Annotated in this window: 19 protein-coding genes; all 19 read right to left on the bottom strand. The window is 53.4% G+C overall.

Going from position 1 to position 16721, the window contains the following annotated elements; translation table 11 throughout:
* Positions 1-209 precede the first annotated feature (209 nt).
* Positions 210-1040: an NAD(+) diphosphatase gene (gene nudC, locus DKB62_RS08955; protein WP_107196399.1), complete on the bottom strand. Its 831-nt coding sequence runs from the start codon at positions 1038-1040 to the stop codon at positions 210-212.
* The gene (gene thrB / locus DKB62_RS08950; protein WP_107196400.1) at positions 1037-1954 is read right to left on the bottom strand and encodes a homoserine kinase; all 918 of its coding nucleotides are present in this window, start codon (positions 1952-1954) and stop codon (positions 1037-1039) included. The genes nudC and thrB overlap by 4 nt, the downstream gene beginning before the upstream one ends.
* Before the next feature lie 2 nt (positions 1955-1956).
* Entirely contained in the window at positions 1957-3243 is a 1287-nt protein-coding gene (locus DKB62_RS08945) for a homoserine dehydrogenase (protein WP_107196401.1), read from the bottom strand.
* 32 nt (positions 3244-3275) lie between these two features.
* Entirely contained in the window at positions 3276-3725 is a 450-nt protein-coding gene (locus DKB62_RS08940; protein ID WP_087477686.1) for an ACT domain-containing protein, read from the bottom strand.
* On the bottom strand, positions 3722-4651 hold the full coding sequence (locus tag DKB62_RS08935) for an NAD-dependent epimerase/dehydratase family protein (protein WP_107196402.1): 930 nt from the start codon (positions 4649-4651) through the stop codon (positions 3722-3724). Before DKB62_RS08935 ends, DKB62_RS08940 begins: the two co-directional genes overlap by 4 nt.
* 24 nt (positions 4652-4675) lie before the next feature.
* Positions 4676-5524 (bottom strand): hopanoid biosynthesis-associated protein HpnK, encoded by an 849-nt coding sequence (gene hpnK / locus DKB62_RS08930; protein ID WP_107196403.1) that lies wholly within the window; start codon positions 5522-5524, stop codon positions 4676-4678.
* 6 nt (positions 5525-5530) lie between these two features.
* Complete coding sequence (locus tag DKB62_RS08925; protein ID WP_107196404.1) at positions 5531-6466, bottom strand: ribonuclease HIII; 936 nt, start codon at positions 6464-6466, stop codon at positions 5531-5533.
* Positions 6438-6902, bottom strand: a complete 465-nt coding sequence (gene larC2 / locus DKB62_RS08920; protein WP_107196405.1) for a nickel pincer cofactor biosynthesis protein LarC2 — start codon at positions 6900-6902, stop codon at positions 6438-6440. Before larC2 ends, DKB62_RS08925 begins: the two co-directional genes overlap by 29 nt.
* A 4-nt stretch (positions 6903-6906) precedes the next feature.
* Positions 6907-7662 (bottom strand): nickel pincer cofactor biosynthesis protein LarB, encoded by a 756-nt coding sequence (gene larB / locus DKB62_RS08915; RefSeq protein WP_198643530.1) that lies wholly within the window; start codon positions 7660-7662, stop codon positions 6907-6909.
* Positions 7655-8500 (bottom strand): TrmH family RNA methyltransferase, encoded by an 846-nt coding sequence (locus DKB62_RS08910; RefSeq protein ID WP_232818823.1) that lies wholly within the window; start codon positions 8498-8500, stop codon positions 7655-7657. Before DKB62_RS08910 ends, larB begins: the two co-directional genes overlap by 8 nt.
* Positions 8501-8574: 74 nt before the next feature.
* Positions 8575-9039 (bottom strand): ATPase, encoded by a 465-nt coding sequence (locus DKB62_RS08905; protein ID WP_087477681.1) that lies wholly within the window; start codon positions 9037-9039, stop codon positions 8575-8577.
* Positions 9040-9050: 11 nt separating this feature from the next.
* Positions 9051-9542: a pantetheine-phosphate adenylyltransferase gene (coaD, locus tag DKB62_RS08900; RefSeq protein WP_095629983.1), complete on the bottom strand. Its 492-nt coding sequence runs from the start codon at positions 9540-9542 to the stop codon at positions 9051-9053.
* Complete coding sequence (gene rsmD, locus DKB62_RS08895; protein WP_087477679.1) at positions 9539-10099, bottom strand: 16S rRNA (guanine(966)-N(2))-methyltransferase RsmD; 561 nt, start codon at positions 10097-10099, stop codon at positions 9539-9541. The genes coaD and rsmD overlap by 4 nt, the downstream gene beginning before the upstream one ends.
* An 88-nt stretch (positions 10100-10187) precedes the next feature.
* Positions 10188-10811 (bottom strand): glycerol-3-phosphate 1-O-acyltransferase PlsY, encoded by a 624-nt coding sequence (gene plsY / locus DKB62_RS08890; RefSeq protein ID WP_087477678.1) that lies wholly within the window; start codon positions 10809-10811, stop codon positions 10188-10190.
* On the bottom strand, positions 10808-12139 hold the full coding sequence (der, locus tag DKB62_RS08885; protein WP_087477677.1) for a ribosome biogenesis GTPase Der: 1332 nt from the start codon (positions 12137-12139) through the stop codon (positions 10808-10810). Before der ends, plsY begins: the two co-directional genes overlap by 4 nt.
* 75 nt (positions 12140-12214) lie before the next feature.
* The gene (locus DKB62_RS08880) at positions 12215-14191 is read right to left on the bottom strand and encodes a bifunctional 4-hydroxy-3-methylbut-2-enyl diphosphate reductase/30S ribosomal protein S1 (protein ID WP_107196406.1); all 1977 of its coding nucleotides are present in this window, start codon (positions 14189-14191) and stop codon (positions 12215-12217) included.
* A complete protein-coding gene (locus tag DKB62_RS08875; protein WP_087477675.1) occupies positions 14188-14802 on the bottom strand; it encodes a lysophospholipid acyltransferase family protein in 615 nt (204 codons plus the stop codon). The genes DKB62_RS08880 and DKB62_RS08875 overlap by 4 nt, the downstream gene beginning before the upstream one ends.
* Positions 14799-15470 carry a (d)CMP kinase gene (cmk, locus tag DKB62_RS08870; protein ID WP_087477674.1) on the bottom strand — a complete coding sequence of 224 codons (672 nt, stop codon included), beginning with the start codon at positions 15468-15470 and terminating at the stop codon, positions 14799-14801. Before cmk ends, DKB62_RS08875 begins: the two co-directional genes overlap by 4 nt.
* 3 nt (positions 15471-15473) lie before the next feature.
* Complete coding sequence (locus tag DKB62_RS08865) at positions 15474-16709, bottom strand: BaiN/RdsA family NAD(P)/FAD-dependent oxidoreductase (RefSeq protein ID WP_107196407.1); 1236 nt, start codon at positions 16707-16709, stop codon at positions 15474-15476.
* Positions 16710-16721 lie beyond the last annotated feature (12 nt).

Raw genomic sequence — 16721 nt, 5'->3', positions numbered from 1 at the left:
ATATTATTATTTTTATTTCACATCTTTTAACTGTAGTGTTCTAATTGTCTAACCAATACACTGGAATCAAATCTTAAAGCACATTTCATATTTCTTCCCTACAGATACATGAATAATCAATTCCATCAATCTTTATCAGAACGTTATTTGCAGAATATTGCCAAAGGAAAAATATTAAACAGAAGTCTCCTTTAAGGCTATTAAAATTACTACATCTTCCCCTGCTTAAACAAGGTAATCATTTCCATAGTCAGGCTGGCCTGTTCCGGGTCGTCCGGCAGGTCGTGCCGTTCCACCCATTGTGCCGTAGCCAGCTCGTTGTGGTCGACGCGCAGGGTTTCGTCGCCGTCCAGGTCGCAGAAAAAGCCGAATAAGAGGGTGTCGGTGAAGCACCAAGGCTGGCTCTTGTAGAAGCGGAGGTTCTTGACCTTGACGCCTACTTCCTCCATGACTTCGCGATGGACGGTCTGTTCGATTGTTTCTCCCACCTCGGCAAAGCCGGCGATGAGAGCGGCCCGCGTATATTCCCGGCCGGCGTAGGTCGATACAAGGAGCTTGTCTCCGTTGCGCACGGCAACGATGACAGCCGGGCAGATGCGCGGATAAATCATCGTATGGCAATGGCCGCAGTACACCATGCGCTCGACGTCGCTGTGGGCCATCGGACGGCCGCACTGGCCGCAGAAGCGATGGTTGCTGTACCAGTTGTGCAGGGACAGGCCGGCCACGCCGGCAAAGGCCTGAAAGCGGGGCCGGGCGGCGCGCATGAAGTTGATGGATATATAGGCAAAGCCCCTGCCTTCCGGAATATCTTCCAAGGCTAAAAAATAATTGATGTCGTCTTCACGGAACAGCCAGCGAAAGCGTTCTGCCGGCACATCGGCCAAATCGGCGTAGGTCGGATAGGAAAAGGACTTGTCCTCTCCTTCCAGCCGCACTAAGACGGTCCGGCCCCGATAGGCGAGAATCACGCCGTCGTCCTGGACGGGGACAGGGTTGTATTCCGTATGGTATTGATGAGGCGCTATGTCTTGTATCATGGGAGAATCTGCGCTCCCTCGTTCCAGCATTTCAAGATATGGCCTTCCGAGTCGATGCCCCGTATTTTGAACTCGTTCATCATAGCTTCCATAATCGCCTGTTCGTTCTGCACGGCGAAGGCGATGAGCGTCGAGCCGGAGCCGCTGATCGTCGCACCCAGGGCGCCGGCGTCTTCGGCTGCTTTCAGGACAGACTCTCCGCCGGGAATGAGGCCGATGCGGTACGGCACGTGGAGTTTATCCTGCAGGCCGTATTGCAGCCGGTCGTACTGCTTCGTAACGAGGGAGGAGACGAGGAAGCTGACGCGGCTCACGTTGAACACGGCGTCCTTATAGGCGATTTCCTTAGGCAGAACGGCACGGGCGTCTTCCGTAAAGACTTCCACGTCGGGAGATACGGTAATAAAGGATAAATCATCTCCGACAGGCACGACGTTGGTCATGGTCTTACCGCCGTCCATAATAGAAATTGTCAGGCCTCCCAGCAAGGCCGGCGCGACGTTGTCCGGATGACCTTCGATTTCCGTAGCTAGGGACAGCATGTCTTCCTTGCTCATCTTGGAGCCCGTCAAGGCGTCGCCGATGAGGATGCCGCCGATAATGGCCGACGAGCTGCTGCCCATGCCCCGTCCCGGCGGGATGCGGTTGACGAGCTTCACTGCGCCGCCTTTAGGCAGGGACTCGCCGTTGTACGCGGCGGCCCGTTCCATAGCCTGGCCGACCATATTATCGGCAAAGGTTTCGGGAATTTCACCCTTTCCCAAGCCTTCGATTTCTACGGAAATAAACTCTTTATCATCTTCTGTAAAATATATTTCGTTGAAATAGTTGAGAGCAATGCCGACGGCGTCGAATCCCGAGCCGAGATTCGCCGATGTGGCCGGCACCTGCACGTGCAGTGTTCTTGTCGTCATAATTATACCTCGATAACGCGGATCGCGTTGGCAATCTTGCGGACGCAGGCCAGGTCTTCAATTTCTTTCAAGGACTGGTTAACCAGGCCAGCCGCCGAGCTGTCGATCAAGATGACGATTTCGGCGATTTCCGTCGTCTCATCTTTCTGGATCAAAGAGCGGATACTGATTTTATGCTGCGCCAGGACAGCGGAAATGCTGGATAATACGCCGGGCGCATTGTCTACAACCATGCGCAGGTAATAAGGCGCGCAAATCGAGTCCTGCGGCTTCAGCTTCGGGTCGTGCCATACGAAATCGCGGCTGCCCGTAATGTTGATGTTGCAGTGGAGAATGACGTTCATAACGTCGCTGACGACGGCGCTGGCCGTCGGAAGGGACCCTGCGCCCTGACCATAGAACATGACGTCGCCTACGCAGTTGCCGCGGACGTATACGGCATTATACGCGCCGCCGACATTGGCCAGCGGGTGGCCCTTGCGGATAAAGGCCGGATGGACGTTCAAGGATATGCCGTCCCCATCCTGGCGGGCGATAGCCAGCAGCTTAATGACATAGCCCATTTCCCGGGCATGCTGAATGTCTTCCTGGGCGATGTTTTCAATCCCTTCGACGGATACGTCGTTGAAGGTAAGAGCCGAATGGAAGCCCAGCGTAGCCAATATGGCGATTTTACGTCCTGCATCGTAGCCGCTGACGTCGTTTGTCGGGTCTGCTTCAGCGTAGCCCTTTTCCTGAGCTTCCTTCAGCGCCGTTTCATAGGACATGCCCGTATCGGTCATATTCGACAAAATATAGTTTGTCGTGCCGTTCATGATGCCGATGATTTCTTCCATCGTATTGCTGTTGAGAGAGGAGTACATAGGCCGCACGATGGGAATCCCGCCGGCGACGCTGGCTTCAAACTGGAAGTCTACGTTGCATTCCTTAGCCATCTTCAGCAAAGGCATACCGTAATCGGCAATGAGGTCCTTGTTGGCGCTGACTACGCTCTTGCCTTTTTTGAAGCACTGCTCAATGCAGTCCTTGGCAAAATCGGCGCTGCCCATGACTTCAACGACAATCTCTATTTCGTCATCGTTGACGATATCGGCAAAGTCCGTCGTAAGCAAAATATCGTCAGGCAATTCCATCTGTTCATATTTCGGCATATCCCGAATCAAGACGCGCTTAATCGTAATTTCCGTATCGAGCTGTTCTTCAATCAGCGGGCCGTTCATGGCCAGCAAATCGATGACGCCTTTTCCAACGGTACCGCACCCCAATAATGCAATCGACACTTTTTTCATAATAATCCCCCTTCTGAATCTTGTCTATATTCTCACGCCTGGCCGATGATTTCTACCTTGCGGACGCCGGACAGATCTTCCAGCCGTTTAATCAAATCATCGACGGCAATGGTCATTTCCTTCGTTTCAATGGAAATGCTGACATCGGCAATACCCTGCAGCGGAATGCCCTGATTAATCGTCAGGATACTGCAGTTGCTTTCCGCTACGGCATTTAATATCTGCGACAACTCGCCTGGCTTGTCCAATACCATAAGAGAAATCGTCACGACGCGCCCTTGTGTTACATCATGGAAGGGAAAGACGTAATCCTTATACTTATAGTAGGCGCTGCGGCTCAAGTCCATAAGGCGCACCGCTTCGTTGATCGTCGTCTTCTGATTATGCTTTAAAAACTCTTTTACCCGAATCGTCTTCTTAATTGCTTCGGGAAGAATATCTTCTCGTACTAAGTAAAATTTGTAGTCTTTTTCTTCCTTCATGTCTGTTTCCTCCCTGCAAAATAGAAATACGTCTGCTGCAGCCCCTCAAGCAGCTTAGTCGCCGGACGCCAGCGCAGTGTCTGCTTCGCCAATGCATTATCCAGAGCCGAGCGGTAAATATCGCCGCTGCGGGCCTCTGCATAGGAAACGGGCACGGCTGTCTGGGAAAAATAAAACAGGATTTCCTTCAGCGCGTTAACCGTCGTTTCGATGTTGGTGCTGATATTATAGATTCCCGACGGCGCCGTTTCATCCATGGCGGCCATGTTGGCCCGGACGACGTCTTTGACATAAATAAAGTCGCGGGACTGGTCGCCGTCGCCGAATATGGTAATCTCCCGGCCTTCTGCAATAGCGTCGGAAAAGATATAGACGACGCCGCCTTCGCCGTGGCTGCCCTGCCGTTCGCCGTAGACGTTGGAGTAGCGCAGAATTGCGTAGGAAAGGCCGAACACGTCATGGTACATCTGAATATACTTTTCAGCCGTCACCTTCGTCAAACCATAAAAGGATGTTGGCTGAAGGGGCGCGTTTTCTGCCAGCGGCACCTGCACATTGTCCCCATATACGGCAGCCGAAGAAGAAAAGAGAAATTTTTTCACGCCAAACTGCCGGCATAGCTCCAATACATTCAGCAGCCCCATGATATTGAGTTCTGCATCCTCACGGGGGTGCTCCATCGAATAGGGCACCAAGGTCTGCGCTGCTTCATGAAAGACGATGTCAAAAGCACCGTTTGCAAAAATACGGGCCAGCTCGTCCTTCTGCAATATATCCATTTCATAAAATACGGCCTGGTCATGGACGTGTTCCCGGCAGCCGGTACTCAAGTTGTCTACTACGACGACATGATGGCCGGCTTCGACGAGACCGTCAACCAGATGAGAGCCAATAAATCCGGCTCCGCCTGTTACTAATATGTTCAATATATGTCACTCCCTGTACTGCATTTACGGCAGCTGGCCGTAATGGATTGGTTCTATATTCTGCTCTTTCATGAGCTGCCGTATGCGCGGCGAGATTAACGCATGAAATTCCTCTTCCCAATGATACCCCCAGGAAAAGGATTGGGAAAGAACGGCCGTGCTCCGCCCCGGATGCATCATGATTTCATGGACGCCGAAAGGCATATGCCGCAGAATATGCGCTAAGTTCGCCTCGGTCATATGGCCGCCATCGACCATGCCCCAAAAATAGTCCGTCGTCGTAAACCGAAGACGCTTGACATCGGACATGGCTTTTCTCGCCAAATACGTCAAACCGTCCCGCCCCATGACGCGGCCCGGACTCGCCGCCATGACTTTAAACGAATAGGATTCCTTCGGAATGCGGAGACGATGGAGGCCGTATTTTTTCATCAAAGCCTGCACGATCTTCCACACCGGCGGCAGCATATGCATGTGCTGATGGCTGTCGACGTGGGTAACGTTCAGGCCGGCGCTCATGATTTTTTCCATCTGCGCATCCAGCTCCCGATATACCTGCTCGAAGTCTATCCGGCCCGTCCACATGCGCTTTACGAGAGGGACGTAGCTTTCCGGCAGCAATCCGTTGTCGTCGACTAAGGTCGGAACTTCTTTCGGCGATAACACCGGCGGCAAGGCGCCGACAAGGCACAAATGAATGCCGACGCCAAGCCCGGGATATTGCCGCGCCAACGCGGCGGCCTCGTCAAAGGCCGGCCCCGACGCCAGAAGCGATGTGCTCAGCAGCAGTCCCTTTTCATGGGCCTCTATGACGGCCCTGTTTACTTCCGTATGAATGCCGAAATCATCGGCGTTGATAATTACTCTGTTCATCTCAGGTCACCGTAAAAAATCGAAATTTTTAAAATTCAATTTCCCTACGCTGGACAATTCACCGTCGCCGTAAGTCTTTCGGAAGGCGGCAATAGCCGAAGCGATGCCCATATAGGCTCCCTTGGGAAAGGTCATGCCGTACTGCTGAGCCAAACGGGCCATGGCGTCGACGAAAGCCTTCCGGGCCAGGATAGATGCCGCCGCGACGGCCGTATCCCGTTCGCCCTTCGTAACCTGGATGATTTGATGTGACGATGCTTCGTCTTGCAGCTCAGCTAAAACATATTCCTCTTTACCGAACTTATCGACTATTATACATGGACATTCGTATTTTGACAATAGTACACGTATGTTATGTCCATGTATACTGCCCAGGAGATGGTTCAAATTTTTTCGTCTTTGCTTAATGGCCTGGTACCGGGCGTTATATTCCTCCGGCATGAGAACGGAGACGACGCAGCGGTCTCCCAGCATCTCCCGTATCTCTGCAGCCAGACGGGCAATCGCATCGTCCGTCAGCATCTTGCTGTCGCAGACGCCGAGACGGCGGAGCGGCGCTTCTTCATCAGCCTGAATCAGGCAGGCCGCCGCGACCAGCGGTCCGAATACGTCGCCCTTCCCTGATTCGTCGCAGCCCATCCAGCAGGAAATTCCCTGCGGATGCAGTCCCTCTGCACTGTACAGCGGAGCTACAGCAGGATCCTCTGCCTTTTCTCCCGTCGCCAGAGCCGTTAAGGTCTGTTTCAGCGCTCCGTCTTTTCCCTGCACGACGACGGACAGGCCCTTTTTGCCGTAGTAAAAATTGACCGTCCCTTCGGCCGTACCCTGGGCGCAGACGACTTGATGCCCATAATTTATGTCCTTTTCCCGCACGCAGCGAATCTGCGCCGCAGCGAGCTTGCGTTTAAAATCTTCAACAATTGGTTGCAGTTTTACATCCATATAGTCTATACGCCTCTTCCTTCGCCTTTCGCTGCCATTCCTTCAGCGCCGTCCCGGTCCGCGCGGCAGCGGCACGGCAGTCGTCGTATTCGGCGGAAATATTCGTAACCTTTCCGTCGTAAGAGCTTATCTTGCAGCGAATCTGTTCGCCATCTATGCAGACCGTCTCGATTTCCCGGCTGCAAATCCTGCGCCGGACAGGAAAATAACGGATGCCGATGGACGTCGTTTCAGCAAATATAATGGCCGCAGCATTCTCTATCAGTTCCTCCGGGCACAATACGCACAGCATAGAGGCCATGCGGCATTTTTTCATCATCATGGGCATAGCCCACACGTCGTTGACGCCCAAGTCCAGCAGCTTTTGAAATACGTATTCCATGTTCTGCGGATTCATATCGTCAATATTGGCTTCTATTTGCCACAACGTTTCCATGACCTCACCTCATCCGATTGATCATATCGGCCATGCGGCCGGCGCCGAAACCGTTGTCGATATTGACGACGGACACGCCGGCGGCGCAGCTGTTCAGCATGGCCAGCAAAGCCGACAAGCCGTGAAAATTAGCGCCGTAGCCGATGCTCGTCGGCACGGCGACGACCGGTTTGTCTACGAGGCCGCCGACGACGCTGGCCAAGGCACCTTCCATACCAGCAACGACGACGCAGACGTTAGCCCGGCGGATCTCTTCGCTGCGATTCAGCAGGCGGTGCAGGCCGGCAACACCGACGTCGTAAATGCGCTCTACTTTATTTCCCATGATTTCCGCCGTCAACGCCGCTTCTTCGGCAACAGGAATATCGCTGGTACCGGCGGTGATGACGGCGATGACCCGGTCGCCGTTGACGACGGTTTTATCCTTAAACTGGTAGACCATGCGGGCCAGTTCGTCGTACTGCGCGTCGGGGATTTCCGGCGCAAGCTTGTCATACACGTCTTTGGAAGCCCGCGTGCCGATGACGTTATCATACTGCTTCATGAGAACGCGCAGAATCTGCACCGACTGTCCGACAGTCTTTCCGGCACAGTAGACGACCTCCGGAAAACCGCACCGCTTCTGGCGCTGTAAATCCAGATTAGCAAAACCCAAATTAAGAACAGACGGTTCATCATGCTGCAAAGCAGCTGTTGCTGCTTCCAGTGTCAGCGCGCCCTCCTTATACTGCTGCAAAATCATTTCTATCGTATTATTCATCATATTTCTCCTTAAATCCATTTGCTTCCCAGGCCTTATACACAATAACGCCTACAGACATGGAAAGATTCAATGATTCCGTATCGCTGCGCATAGGAATGGTCAGCACCTCGCTGCACTGTTCAATCAGCGTATCAGATAAGCCGTTTCCTTCATTGCCGAAGGCCAGTACGACAGGCCGTGCATACGCCGCCTGAGCGTACGATGTTGTCCCCTGCGGTGCTGTTCCCAACAAAACCCTCCCCTGCTGACGGCAAAATTCAATCAGCTGCGCTTCACTGACATCCTGCACAATAGGAACTTTGAATATGGCTCCCATAGCACTGCGGATGGTCTTGTCATTATATACGTCGACGCTGCCTTCGCTCAGCAAAATCGCCGCGGCATTCGCCGCGGCCGCCGTCCGGATAATCGTCCCTAAATTTCCCGGGTCCTGAACGGCCTGCAAATACACGACGGCCTGACGCGGCGCAAGGCCATTCAGTTCGTCGAGAGACACTGTGACATATGGCAGCATCGCTGCGATACCCTGCGGCGCTTTCGTGTCCTTCAGCTTGTCGTACACGCTGTCCGTCACGGAAAAAAACGTCCAGTCCAGGGCCCGCCCCATGTCGTATATGTCTTGAAACTTCTCATGTTCCCTGCCCTTCGGCGAAAGAAAGCAAACAGCACGGCGAATGCCGCTTTCCGCTGCATCTCTGACGACGCGCATTCCTTCGACGAAGACCATCCGCTCCTGCTGCCGTCCCTTTTTCTGCTTCAGCGAGCAGGCTTTTTTGATCCATTGATTGTCGCGGGACGTAATGGATTTCATCGTTTCATACTTGTTTTCCTGCATATCTGACTCCTCTGCCCATAACTTAAATAAGTGCAATACCCCTCTGGATATTGCACTTATACTGCGTATCTGCCTTACTTCGTCTCATCCTGCCGGTTGGACTGCAGTAAGCTGTCGCGATTCTGCTTGATGCTGGACAAGGTCTTTTCCAACGTCGATTCGACGTATTTCAAGACGTCGCCGGCGTATGTAATGGAACTGCTCTTCAATTCTTCCGAAGACTGATTGGCGTCCAGAATAATCTGATTCGCCCGTTTCTGCGCCTGGCGCACCAGTTCGCTTTCTTCCGTCAATTTGGCAATATAGTCCTTGGCCTGCGCCACCATGCTGTCGGCATGATGCTGCGCGTCGGCAATAATCTTATCTTTTTCGGCCAGTACCTTTTTCGACTGTTCCAGCTCAGCCGGCATGGATTCCTTCAAGTCGTCGATGATCTGCAGGAGTTCTTCTTCCTCAATCATCTTTTTATTCGTAAAAGGCACCTTCGATGCGTTCATTACCAAGCTTTCCAAATCTTCCAACAATTTATCCGAATTCATGTCTTCCACCCCTACGCCTGATATTTATCTTTGAACTTTTCTTTCAACTTCTGTTCTACGTACGCGGGCACCATGTCGTCGAGCTTGCCGCCGAAGCACGCCAGTTCGCGGATGCCTGTAGAGCTGATAAAGGAATACTTTGTACTCGTCATAATAAATACGGTTTCAATATCCGGTTCGACTTTTTTCATGAGCAGCGCCCGCTGGAATTCGTATTCAAAATCGCTGAGGGCCCGCAAGCCGCGTATAATGATCGTCGCGCCGTGTTCGATGGCGTATTCGTTCAGCAAGCCGTGAAAGCTGGCTACTTCGATATTGGGAATATGACGCGTCGTTTCCCGAAGCATGTCTTCCCGTTCCTCCATCGTAAACAGCGGCTTTTTCGACGGATTTTCAAATACGGCGATAATAAGCTTATCTACTAATTTGCTGCTGCGTTCAAAAATATCAATGTGTCCATTCGTCACGGGGTCGAAGCTGCCCGGACAAATTCCGATTTTCACGATTCAATTCCTCCCTGATGCCTGCGGATAAAGGCGATGCGCGTATCCTTTCCATAGGCTTTTTCTCTGATGATCTCATACAGCAGGCTGTCTGCTATCTCTTCGTCCCTGCTGTGTTCCATGAGAAGTAATCCGTCAGGAGCCAGCAAATCGTATTGACATATTAAAGCAATCGTACTATTCACCAAATTCTTATTATACGGTGGATCCGCAAAAATATATTGAAATTGACGTCCCTGCAGCCGCGCCAAGGCCTTGCCGGCCTCCATGCGGAGGATTTCATACTGCCCGCCAAAGCCGCACAATTCGGCGTTCTGCCGAATCAGGGCCTGCGTGTAGTGGTCGATAAACACGCAGTGCGCCGCGCCGCGGCTCAGGGCTTCCAGGCCCAAGGCTCCCGTGCCGGCAAAGATGTCCAGCACAGAAGCACCTTCCAGCACGCCGTTGGCCAATATGTTGAACAAGCTTTCCCTCGTACGGTCCAGCGTCGGCCTCGTCAGCATGCCTTTCGGCGATTTCAATATTCTCCCTTTTGCACTGCCGGATATGATTCTCACATAATCACCTGCTCGTACACAAACAATTATACACGTTTTTCTTTACATATCAAATAGCAAAGGCCCATAAGAAAAAGAAAATTTTTCCTTAGTTTTTCTTGATTCTCTCTACCTTCAGCTCCCGTCCCTGCATGAGGCGGATGATGTTGTCCTTATGGCGCACGACGACGAGGACGGCCGCAATCAAACCGAATATCGTAAGCGGCAGGGGCTCGTCGAAGAAGTACATCAAAACCGGCACCAGTACGGCGGCGACGATAGAGCCGAGAGATACGATGCGCGTCGCCGCGACGATAGCACACCATATGGCGAAGACGATGAGCGTTTCCCAAGGAGCCAGGAACAAGATGATGCCCAGACCGGTGGCCACGCCCTTGCCGCCTTTAAATTTCAGGAAAATAGAGCAGGAATGGCCGACGAGAGCCACGCAGCCGCCGAGCACCATGAGGTAGATGCGCTGGTCTTCCGGCATGGCCATCGCCGAAGCGGCGACTTGCCCCAAATACACGCCGAGCATACCCTTGGCGACGTCCAGGATGAGGACGGCCAGGCCGCCGGCGGCGCCGAAGACGCGGTAGGCGTTCGTCGCGCCCGTATTATGGCTGCCGTAGTCCCGCGGGTCCGTATGGTAAATGGCCTTGCCGATGACCAGGCCGCTCGGAAAGGAGCCCGCGATATACGCTAAGAGCAAGCAAGCGATTCCCATCATCATAGGGCGTCACCATCCTTCTTTCCCCGCAGTATCAGGCGAATCGGCGTACCTTCAAAGCCGAAGGTTTCGCGCAGCCGGTTTTCCAAAAAGCGCAGATAGGAGAAATGCATGAGCTGCGGCTCGTTGACAAACAAAATGAACGTCGGCGGCTGCACGGAGGCCTGCGTCATATAATAGATTTTCAGCAGCTTGCCGCCCTTGGCCGGCGGCGGATTGGTCAGCTGGGCGTCTTCGATGAGCTCGTTCAGTACGCTCGTCGACACGCGCATATGCTGCTGTTCCGATACGAATTTGACCATGTCGGCCAAACGGTTGATGCGCTGCTTAGTCAGGGCCGAAGCGAACAAGATCGGCGCGTACTGCAGGAACGCCAGCTCGCGGCGGATGTCTTCTTCGTACTTCTGGCTCGTCTTGCTGTCCTTGGTCACCAGGTCCCATTTATTGACGACGATGACGCATCCCTTGCCCGCTTCGTGGACGTAGCCGGCAATTTTCTTATCCTGTTCCGTTACGCCTTCGACGCCGTCCAGTACAAGGACAGCCACGTCGCAGCGGTCTACGGCCCGCAGGGCGCGGACGACGCTGTACCGTTCGACGGGAATGTCGATTTTCCCCTTGCGGCGCATGCCTGCCGTATCGATGAGGACGAACTTAGATCCTTCGTATTCCCAATGGGTGTCGATAGAATCGCGGGTCGTGCCGGGCATATTGCTGACGATAACCCGGTTCTGCCCCAGCAGGGCGTTGGTCATAGATGATTTGCCTACGTTCGGACGGCCGACGAGGGCGATGTGTATCGTTTCTTCGTCGTCTTCTTCATAGGGCACGTTTTTGATGTGCTTTAGCACTTCGTCCAGCAGGTCGCCCAGGTTCATGAGGTTGACAGCCGAAATGCCGATGGGATCGCCCAGGCCGAGGCTGTAAAATTCATAAATGTTCATGGACAGCTCTACGCTGTCGATTTTGTTGACTACCAAAATGACCGGCTTGCCGCTGGAGCGGAGGATGCGGGCGATATCTTCATCCTGAGGCTGAACGCCGGCTTTCCCATCGACGACGTACAGGATGACGTCGGCTTCGCGGATAGCCAGCTCTGCCTGATAGCGCATGCTCGTGAAGATATGATTTTCCGAATCGACGAATTCGATGCCGCCCGTATCGATCATAGTAAATTCCTGATTGAGCCATTCTGCGTCATAGTAAATGCGGTCCCGCGTGACGCCGGGAATATCCTCTACGATAGAAATGCGCTTCTTGACAATAGCGTTGAATAACGTCGACTTGCCTACGTTCGGCCGGCCGACGATAGCTACTAACGGTTTATACATACCAGTTTCCTGTTGTCCTTTCTTAATATGAAAAAAGGATAACCGGGCATGCCGGCTATCCCCCTTCGTTGAAAATTATTCGCCTTCTACAGCGTCGTCGGCTGCTTCGGCCTGTTCTTGTTTGTCCAGATAGTTGCGAACTTCCTGTTCTTCTTCATCTTTCTGAATAGCCAAGACACTCAAGGATATTTTCTTTTTATCCGTGTCGATGCCGATGATCTTGACGTTCATAACGTCGCCGATGTTGACCAGGTCTTTAACGACGGCACCGCGTTTTTCCGTCAGTTCGGATACGTGGAGCAAGCCCTGGAGTTCGGGATCGATCGCCAAAATAGCGCCAAAGGGAAGGAGCTTCTTAACTTCGCCTTTTACGACGTCGCCGACTTCAAATTTTTCGATAGCAGCGATCCAGGGATTCTTCTGGAGCGCTTTCAAAGACAAGGAAATGCGGTTCCGTTCCTGATCGAATTTCTGTACCAATACGTTAAGCTTTTCGCCGACCTGAAGAACAGCGTCGACGGAGCTTACGCGCTTCCAGGAAATGTCGGAAATGTGGAGCAGGCCTTCTACGCCGCCCAAGTCGATAAACGCGCCGTACGGCATGATTTTAACGACTGTGCCTTCGAGAACTGCGCCTTCTTCGATATTCTGCAGCGCTTCAGCCCGTTTCTGTTCCCGTTCTGCTTCCAAAACGGCTTTACGGGACAAGACGAGACGGTTTTTGTGTTCGTCAATGTCGATGACTTTGACCTGGAAGGTCTCGCCGACGAGATTATCCAAGGATTTTACGAATTTAACATCGCCCTGGGACAGGGGAATAAATCCGCGCAGGGATTTAATGGAAACGACAAGGCCTGCCTTGTTTGTTTCTTTGCCTACGCATTCGACGAGCTGATCGTTTTCAAACGCGTCGCGTACTTCTTTCCAGTCTTCGACTTTCTTCATCTTGACGAGAGACACGACGATAGAGCCTTCTTCTTTAATATTGTTGGCAATTTCTACGGTCAGTTCGTCGCCGACGTGAATGACGTCGCTGGCTTTTTCCGGAGCAGGAACGGCAATTTCCTTCTTCGGCAGAATGGCTTCTGCTTTCGTACCGATGGAAACATAGGCAGCATCATCGTTCACAGAAATAACCGTGCCCTTTACCACGTCGCCTTTCTTTGGATTTTCTTCATAGTCGTACTGATCCAACAATTCTTCACTCATTACTTCTGTGCCTTCAGCTTGCAAATTTTCCATAATATCAACAACCTCCTGTATTATCCAATCCGGTGTGGAAGCACCGGCTGTAATGCCTATATGATTCATACCACGAAAGGCCGCCGTGTCTAATTCAGCCGCCGTTTCAATATGGTATGTAGGGCAACCCTGTTCTCTGCATACCTGCGCCAGCCTTCCCGTATTGGCGCTGTTCCTGCCGCCGACGACGATCATGGCGTCTACCTTGCCGGCCAATTCCACAGCGGCGTTCTGGCGCTGCTGCGTCGCCGTGCAGATAGTCATGTGCACGTCTAAATCGTTCGTCTTCGTCTTCAGGATTTCGGCAATGCGCTTGAATTGCTCTTGGGAAAAAGTCGTCTGGACGACGACTCCCAGTGATTCAGAAAAGGGAATTTGTTCTGCTTCAATTTCCCTATCTATTATAATAGCACGATTTGCCCCCCATTGTGAAATACTAATTACTTCAGGATGGGCTTTTTCGCCTATAATTACTAAATTTTTTCCTTCTTCGACGATTTTTTTCGCGTCTTGCTGTGCTTTTTTGACATGGGGACACGTCGCGTCGATGACGCGTATGCCCCGCCGGGAAGCTTCTTCATAGACGCTGGGGCCAACGCCGTGCGAGCGGATCAGGACCGTTTCGCCATCGCCCACTTCGTCGAGAGAATCGACGGGAGCCACTCCCTGTGCGGATAGACGGGCTACGACCTGTGGGTTATGAATGATGGGCCCCAGGGTTTTCGTCCCCGTTTCCGCCTGCGACGCCATGTCCACGGCCCGGCGCACACCGTAGCAAAAACCGCAGGCCTCGGCAATAGTTACCTTCATTTTTCTGTCCCTCCATGCCGATTTAGCATAGCTAAGACAATTTCCCGAATTTCTTCTGAAAATTGCCGTATCGCTTCCTTATCGGCCTTTTTATCTGCCGGCGGCATGACCGGTTCGCCGAATACGATCTGCACGGGTCCCGTTTTCTTCGGCAGCTCTCTCGAATTGACGACGACTGCCGGAAGGACCGGCACGCCTGCCTTGATGGCAATACCGGCGAAGCCGTCGTGAAACGGCCCGAGTATGCCCTGGCACTTGCGCGTCCCTTCGGGAAAAATGCCAAGAACGCCGCCGCTTTTCAGCACGCGGAACGATTCTACAATGGCCTTTTTATCGATGCGGCCCCGATGGACGGGAAAGGTATGGACATACCGCAGAAACCAATTCATAATCGGGTTGCGGAACAGCTCTTCTTTCGCCATGAAGTGGATGAGGCGATGGCGCACCGCCGTTCCCAGCAAAGGCGGGTCGAAGTAGCTGGCGTGATTGCACACGATGATAAAAGGCCCCTCAGCCGGAATATGCTCTTCGCCGTAGACTTTCATGCCGATGAGTGTGTAAGTCACGAAGTTGAATATCCGGCGGATAATCCAATACGAAATGGCTTTCATCGACAGCGCTGCTGAATTAAATCGGTAATCGCATCGGCCGTTTCTTCCAGATTTAATTCGCTGTTGTCGAGAAGGATCGCGTCGTCGGCCTGTCGCAAGGGACTGACGGCGCGGTGAGAATCCATATCGTCGCGGGACGCTATGCTGGCCGCAATGTCCTCCAGCGTTTCCGTACCGCCTTTCGCCTGTACTTCCAGGTAGCGGCGGCGGGCCCGCGATTCGACGGACGCCGTTAAGAATATCTTCAAATCGGCCTTCGGCAGCACGACGGTGCCGATGTCGCGGCCGTCCAAAATGACGCCGCCTCCTTCGGCCATGTTCCTCTGTAATTGTACCAGTTTTTCCCGTACGACTGCAAGAGCTGAAACGGAAGATACGCGAGAAGATATATCCTGCGTGCGGATGGCGTCGGTAACTTCCCTTTCGCCGACGAACACGCGGCACTTATCTTCCAGCGGCTCCAGCCGGATGTCGATGCGCTCCGTCAGCGCCCTGACGGCCTCCGCGTCTCCTATATCGATTTTTTCCTGCAGCATCGCCCAGGTAAAGGCCCGGTACATGGCGCCCGTATCAATGTACAAATACCCCAGTCTCTTGGCCACCAGGCGGGCGGCGCTGCTCTTTCCGGCTCCGGCCGGCCCGTCGATGGCTACGGTCAAACGTTCCATCCCTTATTCCTCCTTTGCCGCTGCCATGCCGGCTACGTAGCCCGTCGAAAAGGCAGCCTGCAGATTATATCCGCCCGTATAGGCGTCTATGTCCATTACCTCGCCGGCAAAATACAGTCTCGGCGTCAGCTTGGATTCCATCGTCTTGGGATTGATTTCCCGCACGCTGACTCCGCCGGCCGTAACGATGGCTTCCTCGATAGGCCGCGTCCCCGTAATCGTCAGGGTCAGCGCCTGCAGCGAATCGACCAGATCCTGCCGCTGCTCGCGGGAAATCTGGTTGACCTGACAGCGGCCGTCGATGCCGGCCTGTTCCAACACGATGGGAATGAGCCGCTGCGGCAGCAGGTCTTTCATGGCGTTTTCCGCTTCCTTGCGGATGTATTTCTGGAAATCGCGCTGTACGCGCTGATCCAGCGTTTCCTTAGACAAGGCCGGCTTTAAATTGATGCGCAGCTGCATGGGATATTGGCATTGCTTCTTGTGCGCCGCCGCCGCGCTGAGCATGAGGATAATCGGCCCCGATACGCCGAAATGGGTGAAAAGCATTTCGCCGAACTGCGAGGCGAGCATCTTCCCCCGCTTCCACAAGGAGGCCTCGACGTTGCGCAGCGACAAGCCCGACAAGGCATGAGGCCACGTTTCCTTCGTCGTAAAGGGAATGAGCGACGGCTTGAGCTCTGTCACGGCATGGCCCAGGCTCTTAGCAAAGCCGTATCCGTCGCCGCTAGAACCCGTGACGGGATAGGACATGCCGCCCGTCGTAATAATGCAGGCGTCGCCTTCATACTGCCCGGCCTGCGTACGGACCGCAAAAGTATCGCCCCAGCGCTGCACGGCCGTCGCCGCCTCGTTCAGGCGGATATGCACGCCGACGCGGCAGAGACGGTCGTATAAGAGCTTGCGCACTTCAATGGCGCTGTCCGACTGGGGAAAAACGCGGCCGCCGCGTTCTACTTTCGTTTCCAGTCCCCACTGATGCAGCAAGTCCAGCAGGTTTTCATTGGAAAACTGGCCGTAGGCGCTGTACAGAAATTTCCCGTTTCCCGGCGTATGGGCGACGAACTCGTCCATGGCGCAGGCATTGGTCAAATTGCAGCGGCCCTTGCCGGTAATGCCCATCTTTTTTCCGACAATATTATTTTTTTCCAGCAGCGTAACCGACGCGCCCTGTCCGGCCGCAGCCAAGGCAGCCATGATGCCGGCGGCGCCGGCGCCGATGATAATGACGTGTTTCATCAGACGTTCCCG

Source organism: Megasphaera stantonii, from assembly GCF_003367905.1.
Lineage (GTDB): Bacteria > Bacillota > Negativicutes > Veillonellales > Megasphaeraceae > Megasphaera > Megasphaera stantonii.
Note: the sequence above shows the minus strand (reverse complement) of the source record. Positions and strands in the feature narration are given on the sequence as shown.

What these genes read in the sequence shown, in the direction of transcription:
- nudC (WP_107196399.1), bottom strand. Translation starts at nt 1,040, where the DNA reads ATGATACAAGACATAGCGCCTCATCAATACCATACGGAATACAACCCT.
- thrB (WP_107196400.1), bottom strand. Translation starts at nt 1,954, where the DNA reads ATGACGACAAGAACACTGCACGTGCAGGTGCCGGCCACATCGGCGAAT.
- DKB62_RS08945 (WP_107196401.1), bottom strand. Translation starts at nt 3,243, where the DNA reads ATGAAAAAAGTGTCGATTGCATTATTGGGGTGCGGTACCGTTGGAAAA.
- DKB62_RS08940 (WP_087477686.1), bottom strand. Translation starts at nt 3,725, where the DNA reads ATGAAGGAAGAAAAAGACTACAAATTTTACTTAGTACGAGAAGATATT.
- hpnK (WP_107196403.1), bottom strand. Translation starts at nt 5,524, where the DNA reads ATGAACAGAGTAATTATCAACGCCGATGATTTCGGCATTCATACGGAA.
- DKB62_RS08925 (WP_107196404.1), bottom strand. Translation starts at nt 6,466, where the DNA reads ATGGATGTAAAACTGCAACCAATTGTTGAAGATTTTAAACGCAAGCTC.
- larC2 (WP_107196405.1), bottom strand. Translation starts at nt 6,902, where the DNA reads ATGGAAACGTTGTGGCAAATAGAAGCCAATATTGACGATATGAATCCG.
- larB (WP_198643530.1), bottom strand. Translation starts at nt 7,662, where the DNA reads ATGAATAATACGATAGAAATGATTTTGCAGCAGTATAAGGAGGGCGCG.
- DKB62_RS08910 (WP_232818823.1), bottom strand. Translation starts at nt 8,500, where the DNA reads ATGCAGGAAAACAAGTATGAAACGATGAAATCCATTACGTCCCGCGAC.
- DKB62_RS08905 (WP_087477681.1), bottom strand. Translation starts at nt 9,039, where the DNA reads ATGAATTCGGATAAATTGTTGGAAGATTTGGAAAGCTTGGTAATGAAC.
- plsY (WP_087477678.1), bottom strand. Translation starts at nt 10,811, where the DNA reads ATGATGATGGGAATCGCTTGCTTGCTCTTAGCGTATATCGCGGGCTCC.
- der (WP_087477677.1), bottom strand. Translation starts at nt 12,139, where the DNA reads ATGTATAAACCGTTAGTAGCTATCGTCGGCCGGCCGAACGTAGGCAAG.
- DKB62_RS08880 (WP_107196406.1), bottom strand. Translation starts at nt 14,191, where the DNA reads ATGAAGGTAACTATTGCCGAGGCCTGCGGTTTTTGCTACGGTGTGCGC.
- DKB62_RS08875 (WP_087477675.1), bottom strand. Translation starts at nt 14,802, where the DNA reads ATGAAAGCCATTTCGTATTGGATTATCCGCCGGATATTCAACTTCGTG.
- cmk (WP_087477674.1), bottom strand. Translation starts at nt 15,470, where the DNA reads ATGGAACGTTTGACCGTAGCCATCGACGGGCCGGCCGGAGCCGGAAAG.
- DKB62_RS08865 (WP_107196407.1), bottom strand. Translation starts at nt 16,709, where the DNA reads ATGAAACACGTCATTATCATCGGCGCCGGCGCCGCCGGCATCATGGCT.